We start from the raw sequence: 24,846 nt of genomic DNA on the forward strand, positions 1-24,846 counted from the left end.
CGAGCGCAGCACTAGCTGCTCCAGCCGGCGCTGTGGCCGCCATCTACCGTGTAGATCACGCCCGTCGTGTAGCCGGCGCGATCTGACGCGAGAAATGTCATCATATCGGCGATCTCACGCGGCTTCGCGGCGCGACCAAGCGGCAAGCCCTGCTGCAATTCCCGGAAGCGGTTCTCGTCACCGAATTGCGCCTTGGCACGGGTCTTCATCAGCGTGATGTGGCGCTCGGTCTCAACCGGGCCGGGATTGATGCCGACCACGCGGATATTGTCCTTCAGGCTCTTTCCGCCCAGCGCCCGCGTAAACGCCATCAGCGCGGCGTTGCCTGCGCTGCCGCAGATGTAATTGGCGTCGAACTTTTCGCCGGCCGCGCCGATATCGTTGACGATCACGCCATGACCGCGCGCCCTCATCTGCGCATAGATGAGGCGCGTGAGATTGATGAAGCCGAACACTTTGAGGTCCCAGGCATGGCGCCAGGTCGGCTCGTCGATCTTGTCGAGCGATCCGCCGGGGATATCGCCGGCATTGTTGACGAGGATGTCGATATCGCCGGCGGCAGCCGCCAGCGTGGCGAGGTCATCCGGCTTGCGCAGATCGACGCCATGCACGGCGACATCGATCTGGTGGCTGGAGCGCAGCCGGTCCGCCAAGGCTTGCATCTGCTCCACATTGCGAGCGGCGAGGCGGAGATCGCAGCCTTCTTCGGCAAACGCTTCCGCGGCCGCCGCGCCGATACCCTTGGATGCGCCCGTGATCAGGACGCGCTTGCCACGCAAATGAAGATCCATGGAATGCCTCTGGATTGCAGAAGGGAGTGTCTGCGACAGAGTTAGGCCCCTGCGGCAAAACCGGTCAACATTGCAGTGCAGCGTTGATCGCAGGCCGGCTTTGGTCCACATCTGCAGGCAGAATTACTGGCGAAGGAAACCCCACGTGAGCGCACAAAAAGAATATCGGATCGCGGTCATCCCCGGCGACGGCATCGGCAAGGAAGTCATGCCGGAAGGCCTGCGCGTCCTTGAAGCGGCAGCGAAAAAGCATCGCGTGAAGGTGCATTTCGATCATTACGACTTCTCGTCCTATGACTATTACGAGAAGCACGGCCAGATGATGCCGGACGACTGGAAGGCGCAGATCGGGGAGCACGATGCGATCTACTTCGGCGCCGTCGGCCTGCCGGCAAAGATTCCGGATCACATTTCGTTGTGGGGCTCGCTGATCAAGTTCCGGCGCGAATTCGACCAATACGTCAATCTGCGCCCGGTGCGCCTGATGCCCGGCGTGCCCTGTCCGCTGGTCGGCCGCAAGCCCGGTGACATCGACTTCTGGGTGGTGCGCGAGAATACCGAGGGTGAATACTCATCCGTCGGCGGTCGCATGTTCCCGGACACCGACCGTGAATTCGTTACCCAGCAGACGGTGATGACCCGCACCGGTGTCGACCGCATCCTGAAGTTCGCGTTCGACCTCGCGCAGTCGCGGCCGAAGAAGCACCTGACCTCGGCGACCAAGTCCAACGGCATCGCGATCACGATGCCCTATTGGGACGAACGCGTGAAGGCGATGGGCGCGAACTATCCCGATGTGAAGTGGGACCAGTATCACATCGACATCCTCACCGCGAATTTTGTGATGCATCCGGACTGGTTCGACGTCGTCGTCGCATCCAACTTGTTTGGCGACATCCTGTCCGATTTGGGCCCGGCCTGCACCGGCACCATCGGCATCGCGCCATCCGGCAACATCAACCCGACTGGCGATTTCCCGTCAGTGTTCGAGCCGGTGCATGGCTCGGCGCCGGATATTGCCGGGCAGGGCATTGCGAATCCGATCGGCATGATTTGGTCCGGCGCGATGATGCTGGAACATCTCGGCGAGAAGGCTGCAGCGGATTCGATCGTCAAGGCGATCGAGCGCACCCTCGGTGAGCGCACGCTGCGTACGCGCGATCTCGGCGGTCAGGCTGATACAGGCGCTTGCGGCAAGGCCGTGGCGGAGATGGTGGAGTAATTCTGCTTCTTGCGCATCTACAAAAATGCCCGGCTTGAGCCGGGCATTTTCATTTTGGGAGTTTGCAGCGCTTAAGCTGCAATCCGCCGGCAATGCTTCCAGGCCGCGGCGATCAGGTTCACGCTCGCCTCGGGCGTACGGAAAGCCGAATGCGCTGATAATGTCACGTTAGGCAGTGTCGTCAGTACATGGCCGGCCGGCAGCGGCTCGATGTCGAACACGTCGAGGCCGGCATGGCGCAGATGACCAGACCGCAGCGCATCGATCATCGCCGCTTCATCGACCACCGCGCCGCGCGCGGTGTTGACGAGGATCGCACCCTTCTTCATCTGGCCGATGCGCTCGCGGGTGATCATGCCGCGGGTGTCGTCATTTAGCAGCAGATGGATCGAAACGACGTCGCTGGTCGAGAGCACCGTATCGAGATCGGTGAAGGTCACGCCGGGGTATGTCTTCGGCGACCGATTCCAGGCAATCACCTTCATGCCCGAGCCGAGCGCAATACGCGCGGCTTCCGCAGCGATGCCGCCGAAGCCGACCAGACCAACCGTTTTGCCAGTCAGCTCCATGCCTTCATCGCGCAGCCAGTTGCCGGCCCGCATTTCACGGTCTTGCTGGGCAAGGCCGCGCGCAGCAGCCCACATATGCGCGATGGCGCATTCGGCAACGGCCGTATCGCCATAGCCGCGGATCAGGTGGACTTCGATCCCCAGCGCAGCAAGCTCCTCGATATGCATATAGCTGCGTGCACCGGTGCCGAGAAACACCACATGCTTGAGGCCCGTGCACTGCTTCGCAACGTCTGTCGGCAGATAGGTGTGATCGACGATCACGATCTCTGCGCCGTCCAGCACCTCAGGCAGATCGGCCGACTTGATGTCCTCATCCCGATTGATCTTGATTGCGATGTCGCCCGGCTGCGTCAGCCGTTCCAGAATCTTCGCCAGCTCTTCGCTGGCATCGACGAATACGCCGCGCATTATTGCCCCCTATCTCTCGTTACTTCGATGCGACGCCGGCAAGCGCCAGCACCGTATGCATCAATACATTGGCGCCGGCGGCGCAATCTTCCTGCGTCGAGCTTTCGAGCTCGTTGTGGCTGATGCCATCCTTGCTCGGAATGAACACCATCGCAGTCGGCATGATGTTGTTGAGGTTGCAGGCGTCGTGGCCGGCGCCTGAGGTGATACGGCGATGCGAGTAGCCGAGCGACGTCGCGGCGGTCTCAACCGCATTGACGAAGTCCTTGTTGAAGTGCGTCGGCGGCTTGTGCCAGACCTTGTCGAAGGCGACGTCAACCTTGCGATGCGCGGCGATCTCCTTGATGGCGTCGCGGACGCCCTTCTCGATGGCGTCCAGCTTGCCGGCGTCGGCGCTGCGCAGATCCATGGTGAAGGCGATCTCGCCGGGGATCACATTGCGTGACGGATTTGCGATCACAGCTTCGCCGATGGTGCCGAGCGCGCCGATATTGCTGACCACACGCTCGGTGGCGAGCACGATCTCCGACAATGTCGCCAGCGCATCCTTGCGCAGTGGCATCGGCGTCGAGCCGGCATGGCTCTCGAAGCCGGTGATCATGCCGTCGAACCACAGCACGCCCTGGCCAGCTTCAACCACGCCGATGGTCTTGCTCTCTGCCTCGAGGATCGGGCCCTGTTCGATATGCAGTTCGACGAAGCCCGAGAATTTCTGCGTGCCGACCGCAACGTCGCCGCGATAGCCAATCTCGTCGAGCGCTTCGCCGACGGTGACACCTGCAATGTCCTTGCGCGACAGAATGTCGTCGGTGGTGAAGTCGCCGACATAGGCGGCGGAGGCCATCATCGCCGGCGCAAAGCGCGAGCCTTCCTCGTTGGTCCAGTTGGCGATGCAGATCGGCATCTCGGTTTCGATGCCGGCATCGTTCAGCGTGCGGACGACTTCGAGCGCGCCGAGCACACCGAGAATGCCGTCGAACTTGCCGCCAGTCGGCTGGGTATCGAGATGCGAGCCGATGCCGATCGGCGCCTTAGACATGTCGCGGCCCTTGCGCAGCGCGAACATCGAACCGAGGGCATCGACATGCACCTCCAGGCCAGCGTCTTCGCAGGCCTTGCGAAACCAGTTGCGGACCAGTTTGTCTTCAGGCCCGAGCGTCAGGCGTCGCACGCCGCCTTTTGGGGTGCCGCCGAATTTCGCTGTCTCGTTGATCGTGTCCCACAGCCGTGCGGAATCGATTTTGAGGTTGTCGCCAAGCTTGGTCATGCGGTCTGTCCCGAGAAGTTTGTGTTGAAGAGGCCTGCTTTTCAATGACCCGACGCTGCCGGCTCGTCAACCAATGGACTGTTCTGCGCCAGTTGCGCAGCAATGCCTGCGACGAGTTCGATTGCGGCCGTGTCGGGTGACGCGAGCCAGCTTGCCGAAAATGTCAGCGGCTGGAGCTGCAGGTTGGTATTGAGCAATTGCAGCCGTCCGTCCGCGAGTTCGTTCTCGATGATGGCTGTCGGGATCAGTGCGATACCTAAGCCCTCAATCGCCATGTGCATCACGGTAGACAGCGACGCGCTGGCGTGCAGCCGGATCGGTGGCAGGTCGGGCCGGTTGAACAGCGAGCGCGCGATCTCGTAGGGCCGGGTCTTGCGCGAGAAGGTGATGATGGGAAATTTCGCGAGGTCATGGATCGAGAGCAGATCATTGCCGAGCCCGAGCGAAGGGCTGGCGAGAAAGCCGACGGGGTAGTCGCACAGCACACGGTTGCGAATGTTGGATGTCGAAAGCGGCCCGAGCACGAAAGCGAGATCGATCTCCTGTGCCTGCAACCGCGCATTCAGGTTCGGCGTGATATCGACCTCGATTTCGAGGGACAGGTTCGGATACGAGATATTGACGTGCTTGATCAGCCGCGTCAGCAAAGTGTGGACGATGGTCTCGGCGACGCCGAGCCGCAGCACGCCGCGCATTGCCGAGCGATCGCCAACCGCCGCCATCATCTCTGAGCGCAGGCCGATCAGCTTTTCGGCATAGACCAGCATCTGCCGTCCGGCCGTCGTTGGCGAGGCCATACGGCGGTCCCGCTGCAGAAGCCGCACGCCCATCTCGTGTTCCAGTTGCGCGATACGCTGGGAGATTGCCGGCTGGGTCGTGTTGAGCTTCTGGGCCGCGCCGCGGAAGCTGCCGAGATTGACCACCCAGAGAAAAGTCTCCAGCGCCTTGAAGTCCGCCATGGATGCGATCCGGCTATCGATAAGTAGGATTTATGAATGTCGATTAAAAACAACGATTAGACATTATACTAGCCCTGAGTTTCAGTGCGTGTCGAGGCAGAATTAGGCAGGACACTAAGATGGCTATTTCTTCGGCAGCGCAGCAAAGCGACGATCGATCCTCGGATTTGCCCAGCGCGGTTGCTCGCCGCGAATATCGCGCGGGCAAATATGGCAGCACCGCCGGAGTGGCCCCGGGTTATGTCCAGGGCAATCTCGTTATTCTGCCGGAAGCCCAGGCCGCGGCTTTCCATCGCTTCTGCCAGCTCAATCCGAAGCCGTGCCCGATCATCGGCATGTCGGATGTCGGCAATCCAAGCATTCCCGCCCTCGGTCTTGATCTCGATATCCGGACTGACATTCCGCAATATGTCGTCTGGAAGGATGGCGAGGCGATTGATCGACCTTACGAGGTGACGAAGTACTGGCGTGACGATCTCGTGTCTTTCGTCATCGGATGCTCGTATTCGTTCGAAGAAGCCATGATGGCCGACGATCTGCCGATCCGTCATATCGAGCAGGATGTGCTGGTGCCGATGTATCGCACCAACATCGCCTGCAAATCCGCTGGCCCGTTCGCCGGGCCGATGGTGGTGTCGATGCGACCGCTGAAGCCGGCTGATGCGATCCGTGCCGTCCAGATCACCTCGCGTTTTCCCGCAGTGCATGGTGCGCCGGTACATCTCGGCCTGCCGCAGTCGATCGGCATCAAGGATATCAATAAGCCCGACTACGGCGATGCGGTGCACATCAACGACGATGAAATCCCTGTGTTCTGGGCATGTGGCGTCACGCCGCAAGCCGTCATTGCTGCAGCGCGCGTGCCGTTCGCGATTACGCATGCGCCGGGTGTCATGCTCGTCACGGACCTGAAGAATAAGCATTTGGCTGTTTTATAAGAAGCAGCTTGCCGATCTTTCGGGCTTTACCGTAACCTTGATTAGTTTCATCGATAGCCGCCGGTCACAAAGGACAAAGACATGACGATTTCTCGCCGAAACGTATTGCTTGGAGGCGCCGCTTCCGCCGCGCTGCTGCCTCTGGCCAAGCCTGCGCGCGCGCAGGTCAAGGAAGTCGTGATCGGCGTGATTTATCCGCTGTCCGGCGCCAGCGCGCAGATCGGCGTTGACGCGCAGAAAGCTTTCGAAACGGCTGCCGATATCATCAACAAGGATTACGATTTCGCATTGCCGATGGCGAAGGGCGAAGGCTTCACCGGTCTCGGCGGCGCCAAGGTGCGTCTCGTATTCGCCGACCATCAGGCTGATCCGCAGAAGGGCCGCGCTGAAGCCGAGCGTCTCATCACCCAGGAGAAGGTTTCGGCCATCGTCGGCACCTATCAGAGCGCCGTCGCCGTCACTGTCAGCCAGATCTGCGAGCGCTACCAGATCCCGTTCCTGTCGGCCGACAACTCATCGCCAAGCCTGCATCGCCGCGGTTTGAAATATTACTTCCGCGCCGCCCCGCATGACGAAATGTTCTCGACGGCGATGTTCGATTTCTTCGATGCGCTGAAGAAAAAAGGCCAGAAGATCGAGACGCTAGCGCTGTTCCATGAAGATACCATCTTCGGTACGGACTCGGCGAATGCGCAGCTCAAGCTCGCTGCCGACCGCGGTTACAAGATCGTCGCCGACATCAAGTATCGCGCCAATTCGCCGTCACTCACTGCCGAAGTGCAGCAGCTCAAGGCTGCCAATGCCGACGTGCTGATGCCGTCGAGCTACACCACCGATGGCATCCTGCTCATCAAGACCATGGGCGAACTTGGCTACAAGGCCAAGAACATCGTCGCACAGGACGCCGGCTTCTCCGAGAAGGCGCTGTATGATGCGGTCGGTGACAAGATTCCGGGCGTCATCTCGCGCGGTTCGTTCTCGCTCGATCTCGCCGCCAAGCGTCCGATGGTCGGCAAGATCAACGACATGTTCAAGGAGAAGTCCGGTAAGGACTTCAACGACTACTCCTCGCGCCAGTTCATGGGCCTGATCGTGATGGCCGACGCCATCAATCGCGCCAAGTCGACCGATGGTGAGAAGATCCGCGAAGCGCTGGTCGCCACCGACATGCCTGGCGAAAGCACGATCATGCCGTGGGCGAAGGTCAAGTTCGACGAGTTGGGCCAGAACAACAACGCCGACCCGGTGCTGCTGCAGTATAACGGTGGCAAGTTCGTCACCATCTTCCCGCCGCAGGCCGCCGTGGCGGATGCGATCTGGCCGATGCCGTAAGGCGCGTTCTCTAAACGCATGTGGTGGCGTCGTCGGACTCGACGATGTCATCACATACTCCGGTGTCATCCCCGCCTAGCACGCCGAAGGCGTGCGGGGGGCGGGGATCCATATCCTCCGAAGGATTGGTTTGCACCTGGTCTGACCGGCATCGCCCAGTTGTGATGTCGGTGGTTATGGGTCCCCGCTTTCGCGGGGACGACAGACAGAGAGGATTACTTCGTGACCGCCGCGACCATCATTCAGAGCCTTGCCAGCGGATTGCTGATGGGGCTGCTTTACGGCCTGCTCGCGGTCGGCCTCGCGCTGATCTTCGGGTTGATGGACGTCACCAACTTCGCCCATGGCGAATTCCTGATGTTGGCGATGTATCTCACCTTCTTCCTGTTCATGTTCTGGGCGGTCGACCCACTGCTGTCGATCCCGCTGGTGGCCGCCGGCATGTTCGTGTTCGGCGCGGTGATCTATCTCGTGATCATACGCTTCGCGATGCGGGCCAAGGCCAATATCGGCATGGTGCAGATCTTCGCAACCTTCGGCCTCGCCATCCTGATGCGCGGCCTCGCGCAGTTCTTCTTCACCCCGGATTATCGCAGCATCCCGGCCTCGATGCTCGGCGGCAAGACCATCTCGATCTTCGGGGTGTTCCTGCCGGTGCCGCAGCTGGTCGGCGCGCTGATCTCCATCGCTGCCTTCGGCGCGCTCTACTTCTTCATGAAGAAGACCGATTTCGGTCGCGCGCTTGAAGCGACCCGTGAGGATGCCGGCGCCGTGGCGCTGGTCGGCATCGACAAGAACAAGGTATTCGCCCTCGGCTGGGGCCTCGGTTCCGCGCTGATCGGTCTCGCCGGCGGCGTGATGGCGATCTTCTTCTACATCTATCCCGACGTGGGCGCGTCCTTCGCGCTGATCGCTTACGTCACCGTGGCGCTCGGCGGCTTTGGCAGCGTGTTCGGCGCGTTCGCGGGCGGCATCATCGTCGGTCTGGTCGAGGCGACCACGGCGATGATCCTGCCGCCGTCGCTCAAATCGGTCGGCATCTATGCCGTCTATCTTCTCGTCGTCTTTGTCCGGCCGCGCGGCCTGTTCGGATCGATCTGATGGACAGCTTCACCCAACGTCGCCGCCGCGACCTCATCCTCGCCGCCGCGCTTGCGGCCATCGCCGCCTGCGTGCCGTTCTTCGTCAAGGACGTCTATGTCCAGAACATCATGGTGCTGACCTTGATGTATGCGGCGCTGTCGCAGGCCTGGAACATCCTTGGCGGCTATTGCGGCCAGATCTCGCTCGGCCACGCGCTCTATTTCGGCCTCGGCGCCTATACGACGGCGCTGCTGTTCACCAAATTCGGCGTGCTGCCGTGGTTCGGCATGCTCGGCGGTGGCATCATTTCCGCGCTGATCGCGCTCGCCTTGGGTTATCCGACCTTCCGCCTGCGCGGCCATTACTTCGTCATCGCCACTATCGTCATCGCCGAAATTGGCTTCCTGCTGTTCCACAATTGGGACTATGCCGGTGCGGCGCTCGGCATTGACATCCCGGTGCGCGGCGATAGCTGGGCCAAGTTCCAGTTCACACGCAGCAAGCTGCCGTTCTATTACTTCGCGCTGGTGTTCTGCTGCGTCGCCTGGTTCATCACCTGGTGGCTGGAAGACTCCAAATGGGGCTTCTGGTGGCGCGCGGTGAAGGATAATCCCGATGCGGCCGAAAGCCTCGGCGTCGTGGTGTTCAATTCCAAGATGGGCGCAGCGGCCGTCTCGGCCTTCCTCACCGCGATCGGCGGCGCTTTCTATGCGCAGTTCGTCTCCTATATCGATCCTGAAAGCGTCATGACCTTCCAGTTCTCGCTGCTGATGGCACTGCCGGCGGTGCTGGGCGGTATCGGTACGCTATGGGGACCCGTGCTCGGCGCGGTCATCCTGATCCCGATGACCGAACTGACGCGCTCCTTCATCGGCGGCTCCGGCCGCGGCGTCGATCTCATCCTCTATGGCGCAGTGATCGTCGTGATCTCGCTGGCGCGGCCCGATGGTTTGATCGGCCTGTTCTCGCGACGTCCGGCTTCGAAAGGAGTGCCGCAATGACGACACCTCTTCTCGAAACCCGTGGCGTCTGGCAGCGCTTCGGCGGCCTGATCGCCAATAGTGACGTCTCGATCTCCGTCGGCGCTGGCGAAATCGTCGGCCTGATCGGGCCGAACGGCGCCGGCAAGTCGACGCTGTTCAACCTGATCGCCGGCGTGCTGCCGCCGACGCAGGGCACGATCTGGTTCAACGGCGAGAACGTCACGCAGATGCCGGCGGCGGAACGCTGCCAGCGCGGTATCGCGCGCACCTTCCAGGTGGTGAAGAGTTTCGAAACCATGACCGTGATCGACAACGTCATCGTCGGCGCGCTGATCCGCAACGAAAAGATGCGCGATGCGCGGCGCAAGGCACATGAGGTGCTTGAGTTCTGCGGTCTTGCCCCGCGCGCCGACAAGCTTGCTAGGGATCTCATTCCGTCGGAGAAGCGCCGCCTCGAAGTGGCGCGTGCGCTGGCCACCGAACCGAAGCTCCTGATGCTCGACGAATGTCTCACCGGCCTGACGCCGCTCGAGGCGCAGTCGGGCGTGGCCCTGGTCCGCAAGGTCCGCGAGACCGGCGTCACCGTGCTGATGGTTGAACACGTCATGGAAATCGTCATGCCGCTGGTCGACCGCGCCATCGTGCTCAATCTCGGCAAGAAGCTTGTCGAGGGCAAACCCGCGGATGTCGTGCGGCATCCTGAAGTCATCAGTGCATATCTCGGGGATCGCCATGCTGTCGGTGCGTGAGGCCACCACCGCCTATCAGGGGCTGGTCGCCATTTCGGACGTCACCATCGACGTCGCCAAGGGCGAGATCGTCGCCGTCTGCGGCTCCAACGGCGCCGGCAAGTCGACGCTGATCAAGACCATCGCCGGCGCCGAGCGTCCGCGTTCGGGCACCGTCACCTTCGATGGCGAGCAGATCAACGGCGTGCCGCAGCATCTCATCACCGCGCGCGGCATCGCCTATGTGCCGGAAAACCGCCGGCTGTTTCCGCGGTTGTCGGTGGAAGACAACCTCCGCCTCGGCAGCTACATGTATCGCGGCAAGCCCGATCGCGACGAGCCGTTGAAGCTGGTGTTCGACCTGTTCCCGCGCCTTTCCGAACGTCTCGAGCAGCGCGCCGAAACCCTGTCCGGCGGCGAGCAGCAGATGCTGGCCATCAGCCGCGCACTGATGACCCGTCCGCGCCTGTTGATGCTTGACGAGCCGTCGCAGGGCATCATGCCGAAGCTGGTGGACGAGATCTTTCAGGCGGTCATCAAGATCCGCGACGCGGGCATGACTGTGCTGATCGTCGAGCAGCGCATGGCCGAAGTGCTGGAGATCGCCGACCGCGCCTATATCCTGCAGACCGGCCGCGTCCAGATGCAGGGCAAGGCCTCGGAGATTGCGACCAATCCGGATGTGCGCAAGGCGTATCTGGGGCTGTAAGTTGTCGCGGGACGTGGGCGACTAGTGTCCATGTCCATCATGATCCGGCAGAACCAGCCCGAACGTCGCCACCAGGTCCTTCACTTGTGCCGGCGTCAGGTGCCGCGGGTTGAGCCCGCGCAGCAACAGATAGAGTTTCGCGGTTTCTTCGAGTTCCTCGATGGCATAGACCGCTGCTTCCAGCGTGTCGCCGGACACCACCGGGCCGTGATTGGCCAGCAGCACGGATGAATATTTGCCGGCGAGGCCCTTTATGGCGTCGGCGACCGCCGGATCGCCCGGCCGATAATACGGCACCAGGGCCGTCGCGCCGCATTTCATCAGGTAATAGGGCGTCATCGGTGGCAGCGCGGCGCGCGGATCGATTTCCGGCAGCATCGAGACGGCGACCGAATGGGTCGAATGCAGATGCACCACGGCGCGGGCGGCGCTGCGTGTCTCATACAGTGCCGTATGCAGTGGAACCTCTTTGGTTGGCGCGTCGCCAGATATGAGGCGGCCGTTGCTGTCGAGGCGCGACAGCCGGGCCGGATCGAGTGAGCCCAGTGACGCATTGGTCGGGCTCACGAGCCAGCCGCCATCATCGCAGCGCACACTGATATTGCCTGATGAGCCCGGCGTCAGCCCACGGTCGAACAGCGAGCGGCCGAGCCGGCAGATCTCTTCACGGAGCTTTGTGTCAGTCACCGGATGTCCTCGGTCTTTTCTAGGCATTTCCTCGTGATGCTTTTTCCCACGCTTTGGCATGATGGCCAAGCCGTGTTACCGAGAGGCAAGGCCGCCTCAAGCTGGCCATCGAGGACCCCTAGGGAATTGCCGCATGTCACCTGCATCTGAAAAACCAAGTTCTGAGAGACCAAGCGTCGCCGTTATTGGTCTGGGGTCGATGGGCTATGGCATGGCCTTGTCGCTCAAGAAGGACGGCTTCACGGTGACTGGCTGCGACGTGTCGGCGGATGCGGTGAAGCGCTTCGTGGCGGACGGAGGGCAGGGCGCTGATACCCCGGCCGGCGCTGCGCAGGGCGCGGATATCGTCATCAGCGTCGTCGTCAATGCCGCGCAGACGGAGACCGTCCTCTTCGGGACGGATGGCGTTGCCGAAACGCTGCCGAAAGGTGCGGTATTCGTATCGTCCGCGACGATGGATCCCGATGTCGCCCGCCGCCTTGCCCGGGATCTCGAAGCCACCGGCCGACATTACCTCGATGCCCCGATCTCCGGCGGTGCGCAGCGTGCGGCGCAGGGCGAACTCACCATTCTAGCATCCGGCAGCGAGGCTGCCTTTGCCAAGGCGCGGCCGGCGCTCGATGCGATGGCCGCCAAGCTCTATGAACTCGGTGATGCTGCCGGGCAGGGTGCCGCTTTCAAGATGATCAACCAGCTCCTCGCAGGCGTACATATCGCCGCCGCCTCGGAAGCCATCGCGTTTGCCGCCAAGCAGGGTCTTGATATCCGCAAGGTCTATGAGGTGATCACCGCCTCCGCCGGCAACTCCTGGATGTTCGAGAACCGCATGCCGCATGTGCTCGATGGCGATTACACGCCGCGTAGCGCGGTCGACATCTTCGTCAAGGATCTTGGCATCATCCAGGACATGGCGCGTACAGCGAAATTCCCCGTGCCGGTCTCCGCTGCGGCACTGCAGATGTTTCTGATGACCTCGGCCTCCGGCATGGGCCGCGATGACGATGCGTCGGTGGCGCGGATGTATGCCAAGGTCACCGGCACCAAGCTGCCGGGCGAGCCGAACTAAGAACAAGAGGACGATCGATGCCCCGCTTCGCCGCCAATCTCAGCATGATGTTCAACGAACACGCGTTCCTCGATCGCTTCGATGCCGCGGCGAAGGCCGGTTTCACTGCGGTGGAGTTCCTGTTCCCCTACGAGCATCCGCCGGAAGCGATCGCCGAACGGCTGGAACGAAATGGCTTGAAGCAGGTGCTGTTCAATCTGCCGCCGGGCGACTGGAATGCCGGCGAAAAGGGTTTTGCCGCACGTCCCGACAAGTTCGATGAGCTCAGGCAGAGCATTCACACGGCACTGCCCTATGCCCTGGCCACCAATGTCCGCCGGCTGCACATGATGGCCGGTCTCGCCGATCGCCGTGATCCGAAGGCCGTGGCGGCCTTCCGCAAATCCGTTGAATGGGCCGCGAACTTTCTCGGCGAACATGGCGTCGACGTGGTGATCGAGCCGATCAACCCGCGCGACGTGCCTGGCTACTTTCTCAACGACTTCATGTTCGCACGCGACATCATCGCCGACATGAAGATTCCCAATCTCGGGCTGCAGTTCGATATCTATCACTGCCAGATCATGCACGGTGACGTCACGATGCGGCTGCGCGAGATGCTGCCGTGGATCGGGCATATCCAGATCGCCAGCGTGCCGTCGCGCAACGAACCGTCCGGTGAGGAACTGAACTATCCGTTCCTGTTCGATGAACTCGACCGGATCGGCTACGACAATTATGTCGGCTGCGAATATCGCCCGGCCGGCGACACGGTCGCAGGACTTGGCTGGTTCAAGCCCTATGCCGGAGTGAAAGCATGACGCTGGCGCTGGGCTGCATCGCTGACGACTACACGGGTGCGTCCGACCTGGCCAACACGCTGACCCGCTGCGGTCTGCGCACGGTGCAGACTATCGGTATTCCTGCGGATGATCTGCAGCTGCCAGACGTCGATGCCGTTGTAGTATCGCTGAAGAGCCGCTCGATCGCGGCCAGCAGGGCGGTCGAGAAATCGCGCGCCGCCGAAAAATGGATGCGCAGCCGCGGCGCGGATCATGTGCTGTTCAAGATCTGTTCGACATTCGATTCCACCGATGGCGGCAATATCGGCCCGGTGATGGACGCGTTGCGGCTCGATTCCGGTGACAATATCGTGCTGGTGACGCCGGCATTCCCCGAGACCGGTCGGACGGTCTATCAGGGCAATCTGTTCGTTGGCTCCGTGCCGCTGAACGAGAGCCCGCTCAAGGATCACCCGCTCAATCCGATGCACGACTCCAATCTCGTCCGTGTGCTGGCGCGGCAGAGCGCGACAAATATCGGGTTGGTCGATCTCGGAGTTGTCGCCTGCGGCGCCGACGTGGTGCGGACGCATCTCGATGGACTGTCGGAGAATGGCTTTGGCGCGGCGATCATCGACGCCGTATTTGCCAGCGATCTGGAAACCATCGGTGCGGTCGCCCTGGGTCATCGCGTCTCTGTCGGTGCATCCGGCATGGGGCTTGGTCTCGCGCGCGCACTGGTCGCGTCCGGCCGCGTCAAGGCGAATGCGGGGACCTCGATCAAGGATACGCCTGTGGGTGGCGCTGCAGCCTGTCTGGCCGGCAGTTGTTCGCAGGCGACGCTGCAGCAGATCGCACGCGCCGAACAGGTGATGCCAGTGCTGCATCTCGATCCCGAACAGGTGATTGCGGGCGGCGCGGAAGTTCAGCGCGCGCTCGGCTGGGCCAAAGAGCGGTTGGGCAAGGGCCCGGTCCTGATCGCAAGCAGTTCGACGCCGGATCAGGTGACAGCCCTGCAAAAGCGCCATGGCCGCGATGCCGCGGGGCATGCCATCGAGCAGGCGATGGCCGATCTCGCTGAAGGTCTCGTCCGCGCCGGCGTACAACGGCTCGTCGTGGCTGGCGGCGAGACTTCCGGCGCTGTCGTGGATCGTTTGGGCATTCCGGGTTTTCTGGTCGGTGCGGAAATCGCCGCCGGTGTGCCGGTGTTGCGCGCGGTCGGTGCGGCGGAGCGCCAGATGTTGCTGGCGCTGAAGTCCGGTAATTTCGGTGGACCGGCTTTTTTTGAAGATGCGCTTAGCCTGATGACCTGATGGATGTCGCCCAATCCCGGGGCGACAGGCTGCCCGAATAGGCAGGGCGCTGCTTGCGCCGCGCGCATTACAGATAGTTCATCTTGACCGGCCCGTGACACCTTGGGTGTCGCGAGCCGCAGCCGCGTCAATTTAAGCCTAAAACTGTTGTGCGGACGCCACGGCGGCCCGGAAACAATTAACAATACCGCTGAAGTGAATTGCCGTGAGGCTTCGCGCGTTAGCTATTTTGTCGCAGGTCGGGTAAATCTGCTGGCGTGAGCAGGCGCGAGGACCGCCGGTTCGCAGCCCCTCATGCAAAGAGGATTGCCCGTTCATTCATGAATCGAGCCGATAGGCTTATGCCGGCCCGGCTCACTAATCGGATGCAGGCGATCTCTCTAAACAGGTGAATTCGATCGTGGGCAGGCGGGCTTCCGCAGTGCCCCTCTCGTCAATGTATCGAGGACTACCCGTTCATGATCTCGTTGGTGCGCATCGCCCTGACCCGGCCTTACACCTTTGTGGTGCTGGCCCTGCTGCTGCTGCTTGTCGGGCCGCTGGCCGCGCTTCGCACACCTACCGATATTTTCCCTGACATCCGCATCCCGGTCATCGGGGTGGTCTGGCAGTATACCGGCCTCCCGCCGGATCAAATGTCCGGCCGTATCACCACGCCGTTCCAGCGCGCACTGACCACCACGGTCAATGACATCGAGCATATCACTGCCAATTCCTATGCCGGCTTCGGCATCATCAAGATCTTCTTCCAGCCCAATGTCGACATTCGCACCGCCAATGCGCAGGTCACCGCGATCTCGCAGACGCTGATCAAGCAGTTGCCGCCCGGCGCCACGCCCCCGCTGATCCTGAACTATTCGGCCTCGACGGTGCCGATCATCAACGTCGCATTGTCGGGTGACGGTCTTACCGAACAGAACCTCGCCGATATCGGCATCAACCAGCTTCGTACCCCGCTGGTCACCGTGCCTGGTGCCGCGATTCCGTATCCGTTCGGCGGCAAGCAGCGCCAGATCCAGATCGATCTCAATCCCGGCGCGCTGCAGGCCCGCGGTCTGTCCGGTCAGGACGTCGCCAATGCATTGGCCGCGCAGAACCTGATCACGCCGGTCGGCACGCAGAAGATCGGCGAATTCGAATACACGATCAATCTCAACAACTCGCCGCTGAAGATCGAAGAACTCGGCCGGCTGCCGATCAAGAGCGTCAACGGCGCCATGGTCTATGTGGATGACGTTGCCACCGTGCGCGACGGCAATCCGCCGCAGACCAATATCGTACATGTGGATGGCAATCGTTCGGTGCTGATGCAGGTGTTGAAGGCTGGCTCGGTTTCCACGCTCGATATCATCTCCGGCATCAAGCAGAAGGTGATCGACTATCGCTCTGCGCTGCCGGACGCGTTGAAGATCAGCTATATTGGCGACCAATCCGGCTTCGTGCGCGGCGCTATCGAGGGCGTGGCCGTGGAAGGCGTCATCGCGGCCTTGCTGACGTCGGTGATGATCCTGTTGTTCCTCGGCAGCTGGCGTTCCACCGTCATCATCGCGGTGTCGATCCCGCTGGCGGTGCTCGGAGCGATCATCATGCTGTCGATGATCGGTGAAACGCTGAACATCATGACGCTGGGCGGTCTGGCGCTCGCAGTCGGCATCCTCGTCGATGACGCGACCGTGACCATCGAGAACATCAATTACCATCTGGAGCAGGGCAAGGACGTCGAGACCTCGATCATGGACGGTGCGGCGCAGATCGTGACGCCGGCTTTCGTGTCGCTGCTGTGTATCTGTATCGTCTTTGTGCCGATGTTCTTCCTCAACGGCATCGCGCGATTCCTGTTCGTGCCGATGGCCGAAGCGGTGATGTTTGCGATGGTCTGGTCGTTCCTGCTGTCGCGCACGCTGGTGCCGACCATGGCCAAGTATCTGCTGCAGCCGCATGTCCATCATGAGGGCGAGAAGCCGCCGACCCGCAATCCGCTGGTGCGTTTCCAGCGGGGCTTCGAAGCCGGCTTCGAGCGTATCCGCGGCGGCTATCACGGCCTGCTGGATATGGCGCTGGCGCGGCGTCCGGTCTTTGTGGTCGGCTTCCTCGGCGTCGTCGGCGTGTCGTTTCTGCTGGTGCCGTTCCTTGGCCGCAACTTCTTCCCATCGGTCGATGGCGGCGCCATCCTGATGCATGTCCGCGCCCAGGTCGGCACCCGCATCGAGGAAACCGCGAACCAGTTCGCCGATATCACCAAGGCGGTGCGCAAGATCATCCCGCCGGATCAGATCGAGACCATGACCGACAATATCGGCATGCCCGTCTCCGGCATCAATCTCACCTATAACAACACCGGCGTGATCGGCCCGCAGGATGGTGACTTCCAGATCAAGCTGAAGGAAGGCCACAGGCCGACAGAGGAATATGTGCGGCAATTGCGCGAGCAACTGCCGCGGCAGTTCCCGGGTGTCAGCTTCGCCTTCCTGCCTGCCGACATCGTCAGCCAGATCCTGAACTTCGGCGCTCCGGCCCCGATCGACCTGCAGATCCGCGGGGCGAATCTCGCGGCGAACTTCGAGTATGCCAACAAGCTGCTCAGCAAGATCCGTCGCATTCCCGGCATTGCCGATGCACGGCTCCAGCAGTCGCCGAACAATCCCGGCTTCAACATCGATGTCGACCGCACCCGTGCGCAGTATGTCGGCCTGACCGAGCGCGATGTCACCAACAGCCTCGTGGTCAACCTCGCAGGTTCGTCGCAAGTCGCGCCGACCTATTATCTCAGTCCTGATAACGGCGTGTCTTATTCCATCGTGATGCAAACGCCGCAATACAAACTGGATTCGCTGGGTGCGCTGGAGACGCTGCCGATCACGGCCGTGAATGCCAGCAACAACTCCCCGATGCTCGGCGGTATTGCCAACATCAATCGCTCGACCTCGAATGCCGTGGTGTCGCAATATGACATCCAATCGATGGTGCAAATCTATGCCACCACGCAGGGCCGCGATCTCGGCTCCGTGTCCAACGACATCTACAAGGTGTTGGAAGAAACCAAGGCGGATGTGCCGAAGGGCAGCAATGTGGCGCTGCTCGGTCAGGTGCAGACCATGAACAGCGCCTTTGCCGGCCTGTTGTTCGGCCTGCTCGGCGCCATTGTGCTGATCTACCTGCTGATCGTAGTGAACTTCCAGTCCTGGTCCGATCCGTTCGTGATCATCACCGCGCTGCCGGCGGCATTGGCCGGCATCGTCTGGATGCTGTTCACGACGCAAACGACGCTGTCGGTTCCGGCACTGACCGGCGCCATCATGTGCATGGGCGTCGCCACCGCCAACTCGGTGCTGGTGATTTCCTTCGCCCGCGAGCGCTACGCCATCCTCGGCGATCCCATCAAGGCTGCGTCCGAAGCCGGTTTCGTCCGCTTCCGCCCGGTGTTGATGACAGCCCTGGCCATGATCATCGGCATGGCGCCGATGGCGCTCGGGCTGGGCGAAGGCGGCGAGCAGAATGCGCCACTTGGCCGCGCTGTCATCGGCGGCCTGATTTTTGCTACCATCGCCACGTTGATGTTCGTGCCGGTGGTTTTCAGCATGGTTCACAAGAAACAGCAGCCTGCGCCGGACGCGGCCACCTCGGAGACTTTGCATGCCCACTGAGCAGACCCCCCCGGTATCTCGCCGCAAGCTCGGCCTGGTCGGAGTGATCGGCCTCGTCGCGGCGGGCGCCATTGTCGTCACCGGCATCATGGCCCGCGCCAAGACGGAAACCGAGCTGAAGGCCTGGACCGACGATCAGGCGATCCCGACCGTCGCTGTGGCTCCTCCGGATGCCCGCGTTCTCAACGCGTCGCTTGATCTGCCCGGCCGGCTCGAGGCCTATTACCGGGCCCCGATTTTTGCCCGCGTCTCGGGCTATCTGAAGAGCTGGAGCGCCGATATCGGTGCACAGGTCAAATCGGGCCAGGTGATCGCCGAGATCGAAGCTCCGGACCTCGATCAGCAGTTACTGCAGGCCCGTGCTGACCTTGTCAGCCAGCAGTCCAGCGCCAAACTGTCGGAAGCAACGCTGAACCGCCGCAAGACGCTGGTGGCGTCGAATTTCGTTTCGGCGCAGGAAATCGACGAACGCACCGCCGACCTCAACAACAAGCGCGCCGCCGTGAATTCCGGCCAAGCCAATGTCGAACGGCTGGAAGCACTCGCCGGTTACAAGAAGATCACCGCGCCGTTCGATGGTGTTGTGACCCAGCGCAACACCGACGTCGGCGCGCTGATCTCGGGCGGTACCGGCACCGGTGCCGCGATGTTCGTGGTATCTGATATCAAGAAGCTGCGCGTTTATGTCGACGTGCCGCAGAGCTATGTGCCGGCGATCAGGTTAGGCGCCAAGGCGATCATTAGCGTGCCAGATCATCCGAACAAGACATTCCCGGCCACGGTGGAAGCCTCGTCGCAATCGGTCGATGTGGCATCGGGCACCACGCGCATGCAGCTCGTGCTCGATAATCCGAGCGGCGAGTTGCTGCCGGGGGGCTATGCGAATGTGAAGATGAGCCTGGCGCGCGACGCCGCGCCGCTCCATGTTCCGGCCTCGGCGCTGATCTTCAACAAGAGCGGCATGCGCGTCGCGACCGTTGGACCGGACGACAAGATCCTGTTCAAGACCGTGACCATCGCCAGGGATCTCGGCCGCGACATCGAGCTCGCCTCCGGCATCGCCGCCGACGACCGCATCGTCATTGCCCCGCCGGACGGCCTCAACGACGGCGACAAGGTCCGTATCACCGGCGGTAGCGGTGCTCCGAAAAGCGGCAAGCCGACGGCGGAGACGGACAAGAAGGAAGTGAAGGGGTAGGGCGTTGACGCCGCGCTATGCCGGGCTCGTACGTCCGGCATAGCAACCCCTGCATTTACGATCGCCTAGTGTGTGATGCCTTCGCGATCGAACAGCGCCATCAAGGTGCAGCTCATTGTTGCGATCAGCTTCTCCTCGCCTCGCTCCACCGCAAAGGCCTGGCCTTCACAAACCGTTATGGTTCTGCCGGGCTTGAGAACGCGGGCTCGAAACAGGAAATGCTCGCCGCGGGCCGGGGCCAGAAAATTGGTCTTGAATTCGACGGTAAGTACTGCGGCATTGTCGGGCATCAGCGAGAAGGCGGCATACCCGCAGGCCGTATCCAGCGCTGTTGTGATGATGCCGGCATGAATGAACCCGTGCTGCTGCGTAAAGGCGGTGTTGTACGGCATTTTGAGCTCGACTTCGCCGGCGGCCTGACGCGCAACTTCGATACCCAGTGTCGTCATCGCCGTTTGGCGGGCGAAGCTCGCCTGCACGCGGGCCTCGAAGTTTGTATCCTTTGGAATGAATTTGGTCATCTGGCCTATGATGCCTTTTGCCATTCCAGCACGCCATCATTCGCCGTGCTGATCGGCCCCGACGCCCCCACCGGCGTCTTGTCCTGATCCATCAGAAACGCCAGTGTCGCATTGTCCTGCGCCGGCACACGCGCCAGCGCGCGTTCATTGGCAGCAGTGCGCAGGATCACCACACCGTGTTCGATTTCACCACCGCGGCCGTAGATCACCGTGAAGCTTTCGACAGTGCCGTTGCCCGAGGCCTCGGTCACATATGCCGGAACGGGCTTGCGGTTGCGATCGGCGTCAGCCTGCACATTGGTGTCCTGCGCGATCGCTTCCTTCGGCATATCCTTCGACACCACCAGCGCATGGTGTTTGGTGACGAAGCCGCCTTGTGCATAGAGCAGTCCCGTCCTGGTGCCGGCGCGGATCTTGCGCACCATCGCGCAGGCGGCATGCGCCATGTAGTCGTTCAGCGGCGCGCCAAAGAAGGTGAGACCGCCGGTCACGGTTGGCTGCACGTCGGCACCCAATCCTAATGTGCGGCGGGCCATCTTCGGCACGCAGGGGAAACAGCTATAGAGCTCGATGGCGCCGAAATTCTTGCCGGAGCCGCCGACCAGATCCATCGCGACTTTCAGCACGGCGTTCTGCGCGTGGCTTTCCACATACTGATCGCGATCGAGATAGTCGGGCGGCTCCTCGGCCGAGGCGCCGCCCCAGATATGCACGATACGATCCTCGGGCACGCCGGCGGCGCGTGCCTTGGCGAGGCTGGTGACGAGGATGGCTGCCGACTGGTTCACCATCGGATTGGCGACCATCAGCTTGGTATAGGGCCAGGCGATCAGCCGGTTGTCAGGCGTCGGCGTTGTGATCTCGTCGGGCGTGAAGGCCTTCTTGTTCCACGCTTCCGGATTGGTCGCCGCGACGCCTGCATAGCGCGACCACAACTCGCCGGATTCGCGGTGGGCCTCCCGCGGCGTCTGGCCCCAATGCGCGGCAGAGGCGGCTTCATAGAACGGGTAGACCGTGACCGGTTTGGCCACGCCGAGCTTGGTCGCCATCGGCTTCTGATAGTTGGCGCCGCGCAGCGGCTCCGGCGCGTCCTTGGCGAATGGCGTCCAGGGCAGATCCACCTTGGCACGTTCAGCCTTGGTCGCGGTGCCCTGCGATTCCGCGCCCGTGATCGCCGCGACCTGCGATTCGCCGCGCGCGATACGCTTGGCTGCTTCATGAATGTAGCGGATCGGGCTCTCGCCGCCGACCGGGCCGTAATAGGCATGTTTCGGCGCGATGCCGAGCTTCTCGCTGAGCTGCTTCTCCGGTGCGGTGTAGCGCCAGCTCAGGAAGTTCACGATGTCGAGCGAGTCGATATCCCCAAGCAGCTTGCCGCCGGAATCCTGCTCTGCGCGCTTCAGCGCTTCGATCATCAGCGCGAGCGGCTCGAGGCCTTCGGTGAGCTCCTTCGGATGATCCGAAAATTCGCCGACGCCGACGATAACGGGGATGCGGTCTTCAGCTTGGTTCGACACTGCCATTGTTCTTGCTCTTGCCTCTATTCGGAAACCAGCATGGTGAGGTGCTCCGCCGCTTCGGCGAAGTCCTCCTTGAACTCCTGCACAACTGCGCCTGCCGACTTGACGCTGTCAATCAGGCCGACGCCTTGCCCGACGAAATAGCTGACCAGATCCCGCGCCTGCGCATTGCCGGCTGCAGCCGAGCGGTCGATGGATGCAAAGGCATCGCGGCTGATCAGGCTTTGCAGCGGCATTGGCAGCGCGCCGGGGCTGTCCTCGCCACGATCCCAAGCATCGGTCCAGACCGAGCGCAATTGCCGCGCGGGCTTGCCGGTACGACCCCTGGAGCGGATCGCATCGCGCGACGAGGCGGCAATCATCTTCTCGCGAAAGATTTCGGAGGTTTCGGATTCCGTGGTCGCGAGCCACACCGAACCGGTCCAGACGCCGGCGGCGCCCATCGCCATACAGCCGGCCATCTGTCGCCCGGTCATGATGCCGCCGGCGGCGAGCACCGGCACCTCGCGCATCGGCTTGATGGCTTTGATCACCTCCGGTACCAGCACCATGGTCGAGACCTCACCGCAATGGCCGCCGGCCTCGGTGCCCTGCGCCACGAGAATATCGACGCCGGCTGCAACCTGCCGGATCGCATGTTCCTTGGCGCCGACAAGTGCCGCCACCGGAACGCCATGGGCCTTGCCCATCTCGATCATCGCCTTCGGCGGCACGCCGAGTGCATTGGCGATCAGCCGGATCGGATGGTTGAAGGAGACGTCGAGCAGCCGCAGCGCGGTCTCGCCGTCGAACGGCTGCGGCTGGTTGGCGGGCACTTCGGTGATCTTGAGATCGACGCCGTATTTTTTCAGCAGGCTCCTGGTGAAAGCGCGATGTTCCGGCGTGATGCGGCGCTCCAGCGATTTCCAGGTGACGTCCTTCTCACCGGCGGTGGAGATATTCTCCGGGATCAGTACGTCGATGCCGTAAGGCTTGCCGTCGACGTGATCGTCGATCCACCTCAGTTCCTGCTCCAGCGTCTCCGGCGAATGCGCGGTGGCGCCGAGCACACCGAAGCCGCCGGCGCGGCTGACGGCAGCAACCACGTCGCGGCAATGGCTGAAGGCGAGTAGCGGAAACGCGATGCCCAGCATCTCGCAGATCGGCGACTTCATCGGCGTGTCTCCCTGAATCCCTTGTGACCCGCTTCATCTGGCGAGTTCGTGATGAACGCTAGCGTATGGGGAAGGGCGATGCCAAGCGGACCAGCGGCATTCCGCCTGGCAAAATACCGCGGCGACGATGCCCGATTTCCTGCTTGCGCTTTCGCGTTATGCGGGAAATGCTACCTGTAACAAGCAAAGCAAAAAATACGGGAGTGAACGCATGGCCGCTGCTCAGCCGCAACCTGTCTCGCATCAGAACGCGCGTATCGATGTCGTGGTCGTCGGCGCCGGGTTCGCTGGGCTTTATCTGCTGCACAAGCTGCGCGGCCTCGGTCTCCATGTGAAAGTCTTCGAACAGGGCGGCGATGTCGGCGGCACCTGGTATTGGAACCGCTATCCCGGCGCGCGCTGCGATGTCGAGAGTATGCAGTATTCGTTTTCGTTCGATGACAAATTGCAGCAAGAATGGAACTGGAGCGAGCGCTATGCGCCGCAACCGGAAATCCTGCGCTATGCCGGCCATGTCGCCGATCGCTATGATCTGCGCGGGGACATCCAGTTCAACACGACGGTCAAATCTGCAGTCTTCGACGAACGCGCCAATCGATGGACGGTAACGACTTCCGATGGTCAGGCCACCATCGCTCAGCATGTCGTGCTCGCGACGGGTTGCCTGTCGAATGCGCGTACGCCCGAATTCCGTGGCATGAAGGACTTCAAAGGCAAGGTCTATCACACCGGAAACTGGCCGCATGAGCCAGTCGATTTCACCGGCCTGCGCGTCGGCGTCATCGGCACCGGCTCGTCGGCGATCCAGTCGATCCCGCTGATCGCCGAACAGGCGAGCCAGCTCACTGTGTTTCAGCGCACCGCAAATTTCAGCGTGCCGGCGCGCAATGCGCCGCTCACCGATGATGAGCGCAAATCGTTTCGCGACAACTATCCGGAGATTCGCAGGCAGGCGCGCGAGGATTTCAAGAACGGCATCGTGCAGCCGATTCCGGATCGCGGCGCGCTCGACGACCCGGAGCATGAAAGGCGTGAGAAGTATCACGCGCGATGGACATCGGGCGGGCTTACCTTCATGGGCGTCTACAATAACCTGGTCCTGGATCAGCGCGCCAACGATACCGCCGCCGATTTTATCCGCGAGAGAATTTCAGAGATCGTCAGCGATCCCGAAACGGCAAGGCTGCTGCAGCCTACCGACCATCCGGTTGGTTCAAAGCGTATCTGCGTCGACACAGATTACTATGCAACCTTCAATCGTTCGAATGTGACGCTGGTCGATATCAAGGCCCATCCGATCGAGCAGATTCTGCCGCATGCCGTGCGCACCGGCGGCAAGGATTACGAGGTCGACGCGCTGGTGCTTGCCACCGGCTTCGATGCGATGACCGGCTCGGTCGCCAAGATCGACATTCGCGGCCGCGGCGGCCAGACGCTGAATGATAAATGGGCGGAAGGTCCGCGAACCTATCTCGGCTTGATGAGCGCCGGCTTCCCGAACCTCTTTATCGTCACCGGCCCCGGCTCGCCGTCTGTGCTGTCGAACATGATCGTGTCCATCGAGCAGCATGTCGACTGGATTACCGATTGCCTGAGCTATATGCGCGACCGTGGCGCAGAGGTGATCGAGGCGACGCATCCCGCGGAGGACAAATGGGTCGCTCATGTCAACGAGGTGGCGGCCGGCACGCTCTATCCGCAGGCCAATTCCTGGTATATGGGCGCGAATATTCCCGGCAAGCCGCAGATATTCATGCCCTATATCGGCGGCGTCGGTGTCTACCGGCAGATCTGCAATGATGTCGCAGCAAAGGACTATGAGGGATTTGCGATGACGGTGCGGGCGCGGCCAAAGACGAAGGAAGCGGTGGCATTGTAGCTTTTTCCCTCTCCCCCAGCGCAGCGAAGCTGCGCGCCGCGGGAGAGGGTGCCTGAGCGAAGCGAAGGCGGGAGAGGGTCTTGCCGCATACGCAGAATTGCCCTCTCCCGT

21 protein-coding genes are annotated in these 24,846 nt (G+C 62.0%); 13 read left to right on the forward strand and 8 right to left on the reverse strand.

The features are described from left to right. Positions 1–11: 11 nt before the first annotated feature. Complete coding sequence (locus SFY93_RS08340) at positions 12–791, reverse strand: SDR family oxidoreductase (protein ID WP_320446722.1); 780 nt, start codon at positions 789–791, stop codon at positions 12–14. 145 nt (positions 792–936) lie between these two features. Here SFY93_RS08340 and SFY93_RS08345 point away from each other — a divergent pair, with 145 nt between their 5' ends. Further along, on the forward strand, positions 937–2,013 hold the full coding sequence (locus SFY93_RS08345) for a tartrate dehydrogenase (protein WP_320446723.1): 1,077 nt from the start codon (positions 937–939) through the stop codon (positions 2,011–2,013). Between the two features lie 71 nt (positions 2,014–2,084). Here SFY93_RS08345 and SFY93_RS08350 read toward each other — a convergent pair whose 3' ends face one another. Genes SFY93_RS08350 through SFY93_RS08360 form a run of 3 tightly spaced genes read right to left on the reverse strand, consistent with a single transcriptional unit; the run spans position 2,085 to position 5,219 of the window. Next, entirely contained in the window at positions 2,085–2,993 is a 909-nt protein-coding gene (locus SFY93_RS08350) for an NAD(P)-dependent oxidoreductase (protein ID WP_320446724.1), read from the reverse strand. A gap of 19 nt (positions 2,994–3,012) precedes the next feature. Further along, the gene (locus SFY93_RS08355; protein WP_120288424.1) at positions 3,013–4,260 is read right to left on the reverse strand and encodes a Zn-dependent hydrolase; all 1,248 of its coding nucleotides are present in this window, start codon (positions 4,258–4,260) and stop codon (positions 3,013–3,015) included. A gap of 41 nt (positions 4,261–4,301) precedes the next feature. After that, positions 4,302–5,219, reverse strand: a complete 918-nt coding sequence (locus SFY93_RS08360; RefSeq protein ID WP_320446725.1) for a LysR family transcriptional regulator — start codon at positions 5,217–5,219, stop codon at positions 4,302–4,304. 119 nt (positions 5,220–5,338) lie between these two features. Here SFY93_RS08360 and SFY93_RS08365 point away from each other — a divergent pair, with 119 nt between their 5' ends. From SFY93_RS08365 to SFY93_RS08390, 6 genes are all read left to right on the forward strand, one after another. Then, complete coding sequence (locus tag SFY93_RS08365; protein ID WP_175368759.1) at positions 5,339–6,157, forward strand: putative hydro-lyase; 819 nt, start codon at positions 5,339–5,341, stop codon at positions 6,155–6,157. 81 nt (positions 6,158–6,238) lie between these two features. Beyond that, the gene (locus SFY93_RS08370; RefSeq protein ID WP_068733256.1) at positions 6,239–7,489 is read left to right on the forward strand and encodes an ABC transporter substrate-binding protein; all 1,251 of its coding nucleotides are present in this window, start codon (positions 6,239–6,241) and stop codon (positions 7,487–7,489) included. Between the two features lie 267 nt (positions 7,490–7,756). Continuing rightward, positions 7,757–8,590 carry a branched-chain amino acid ABC transporter permease gene (locus SFY93_RS08375; RefSeq protein ID WP_210269314.1) on the forward strand — a complete coding sequence of 278 codons (834 nt, stop codon included), beginning with the start codon at positions 7,757–7,759 and terminating at the stop codon, positions 8,588–8,590. After that, positions 8,590–9,573, forward strand: a complete 984-nt coding sequence (locus tag SFY93_RS08380; protein ID WP_170849756.1) for a branched-chain amino acid ABC transporter permease — start codon at positions 8,590–8,592, stop codon at positions 9,571–9,573. The genes SFY93_RS08375 and SFY93_RS08380 overlap by 1 nt, the downstream gene beginning before the upstream one ends. Next, positions 9,570–10,304, forward strand: coding sequence for an ABC transporter ATP-binding protein (locus tag SFY93_RS08385; RefSeq protein ID WP_068733262.1), 735 nt, complete (start codon positions 9,570–9,572; stop codon positions 10,302–10,304). The genes SFY93_RS08380 and SFY93_RS08385 overlap by 4 nt, the downstream gene beginning before the upstream one ends. Continuing rightward, entirely contained in the window at positions 10,288–10,992 is a 705-nt protein-coding gene (locus SFY93_RS08390) for an ABC transporter ATP-binding protein (protein ID WP_068733264.1), read from the forward strand. The genes SFY93_RS08385 and SFY93_RS08390 overlap by 17 nt, the downstream gene beginning before the upstream one ends. 21 nt (positions 10,993–11,013) lie before the next feature. Here SFY93_RS08390 and SFY93_RS08395 read toward each other — a convergent pair whose 3' ends face one another. After that, entirely contained in the window at positions 11,014–11,679 is a 666-nt protein-coding gene (locus SFY93_RS08395; protein WP_165826768.1) for a 3-oxo-tetronate 4-phosphate decarboxylase, read from the reverse strand. Between the two features lie 133 nt (positions 11,680–11,812). Here SFY93_RS08395 and ltnD point away from each other — a divergent pair, with 133 nt between their 5' ends. From ltnD to SFY93_RS08420, 5 genes are all read left to right on the forward strand, one after another. Continuing rightward, complete coding sequence (ltnD, locus tag SFY93_RS08400; RefSeq protein WP_320446726.1) at positions 11,813–12,745, forward strand: L-threonate dehydrogenase; 933 nt, start codon at positions 11,813–11,815, stop codon at positions 12,743–12,745. Positions 12,746–12,762: 17 nt separating this feature from the next. Next, complete coding sequence (gene otnI, locus SFY93_RS08405; protein ID WP_116661265.1) at positions 12,763–13,545, forward strand: 2-oxo-tetronate isomerase; 783 nt, start codon at positions 12,763–12,765, stop codon at positions 13,543–13,545. After that, positions 13,542–14,819: a 3-oxo-tetronate kinase gene (gene otnK / locus SFY93_RS08410; protein WP_320446727.1), complete on the forward strand. Its 1,278-nt coding sequence runs from the start codon at positions 13,542–13,544 to the stop codon at positions 14,817–14,819. Before otnI ends, otnK begins: the two co-directional genes overlap by 4 nt. Positions 14,820–15,277: 458 nt before the next feature. Further along, positions 15,278–18,463 carry an efflux RND transporter permease subunit gene (locus SFY93_RS08415; RefSeq protein ID WP_320446728.1) on the forward strand — a complete coding sequence of 1,062 codons (3,186 nt, stop codon included), beginning with the start codon at positions 15,278–15,280 and terminating at the stop codon, positions 18,461–18,463. Next, entirely contained in the window at positions 18,453–19,661 is a 1,209-nt protein-coding gene (locus SFY93_RS08420; protein ID WP_320446729.1) for an efflux RND transporter periplasmic adaptor subunit, read from the forward strand. Before SFY93_RS08415 ends, SFY93_RS08420 begins: the two co-directional genes overlap by 11 nt. Before the next feature lie 65 nt (positions 19,662–19,726). On the opposite strand, the gene SFY93_RS08425 is transcribed toward SFY93_RS08420, so the two are convergent. From SFY93_RS08425 to SFY93_RS08435, 3 genes are read right to left on the reverse strand one after another with little or no spacing between them, the layout of a single operon-like run. After that, the gene (locus SFY93_RS08425; RefSeq protein WP_320446730.1) at positions 19,727–20,206 is read right to left on the reverse strand and encodes a PaaI family thioesterase; all 480 of its coding nucleotides are present in this window, start codon (positions 20,204–20,206) and stop codon (positions 19,727–19,729) included. Continuing rightward, the gene (locus SFY93_RS08430) at positions 20,188–21,705 is read right to left on the reverse strand and encodes an acetyl-CoA acetyltransferase (RefSeq protein ID WP_320446731.1); all 1,518 of its coding nucleotides are present in this window, start codon (positions 21,703–21,705) and stop codon (positions 20,188–20,190) included. The genes SFY93_RS08425 and SFY93_RS08430 overlap by 19 nt, the downstream gene beginning before the upstream one ends. Positions 21,706–21,722: 17 nt before the next feature. Continuing rightward, a complete protein-coding gene (locus SFY93_RS08435) occupies positions 21,723–22,856 on the reverse strand; it encodes a nitronate monooxygenase (RefSeq protein ID WP_320446732.1) in 1,134 nt (377 codons plus the stop codon). A 211-nt stretch (positions 22,857–23,067) separates the two neighbouring features. On the opposite strand from SFY93_RS08435, the gene SFY93_RS08440 reads away from it, so the two are divergent. Next, complete coding sequence (locus SFY93_RS08440) at positions 23,068–24,735, forward strand: flavin-containing monooxygenase (RefSeq protein ID WP_320446733.1); 1,668 nt, start codon at positions 23,068–23,070, stop codon at positions 24,733–24,735. Positions 24,736–24,846: the final 111 nt, after the last annotated feature.

The sequence above is a fragment of the Tardiphaga sp. 42S5 genome (assembly GCF_034044155.1).
GTDB lineage: Bacteria > Pseudomonadota > Alphaproteobacteria > Rhizobiales > Xanthobacteraceae > Tardiphaga > Tardiphaga robiniae.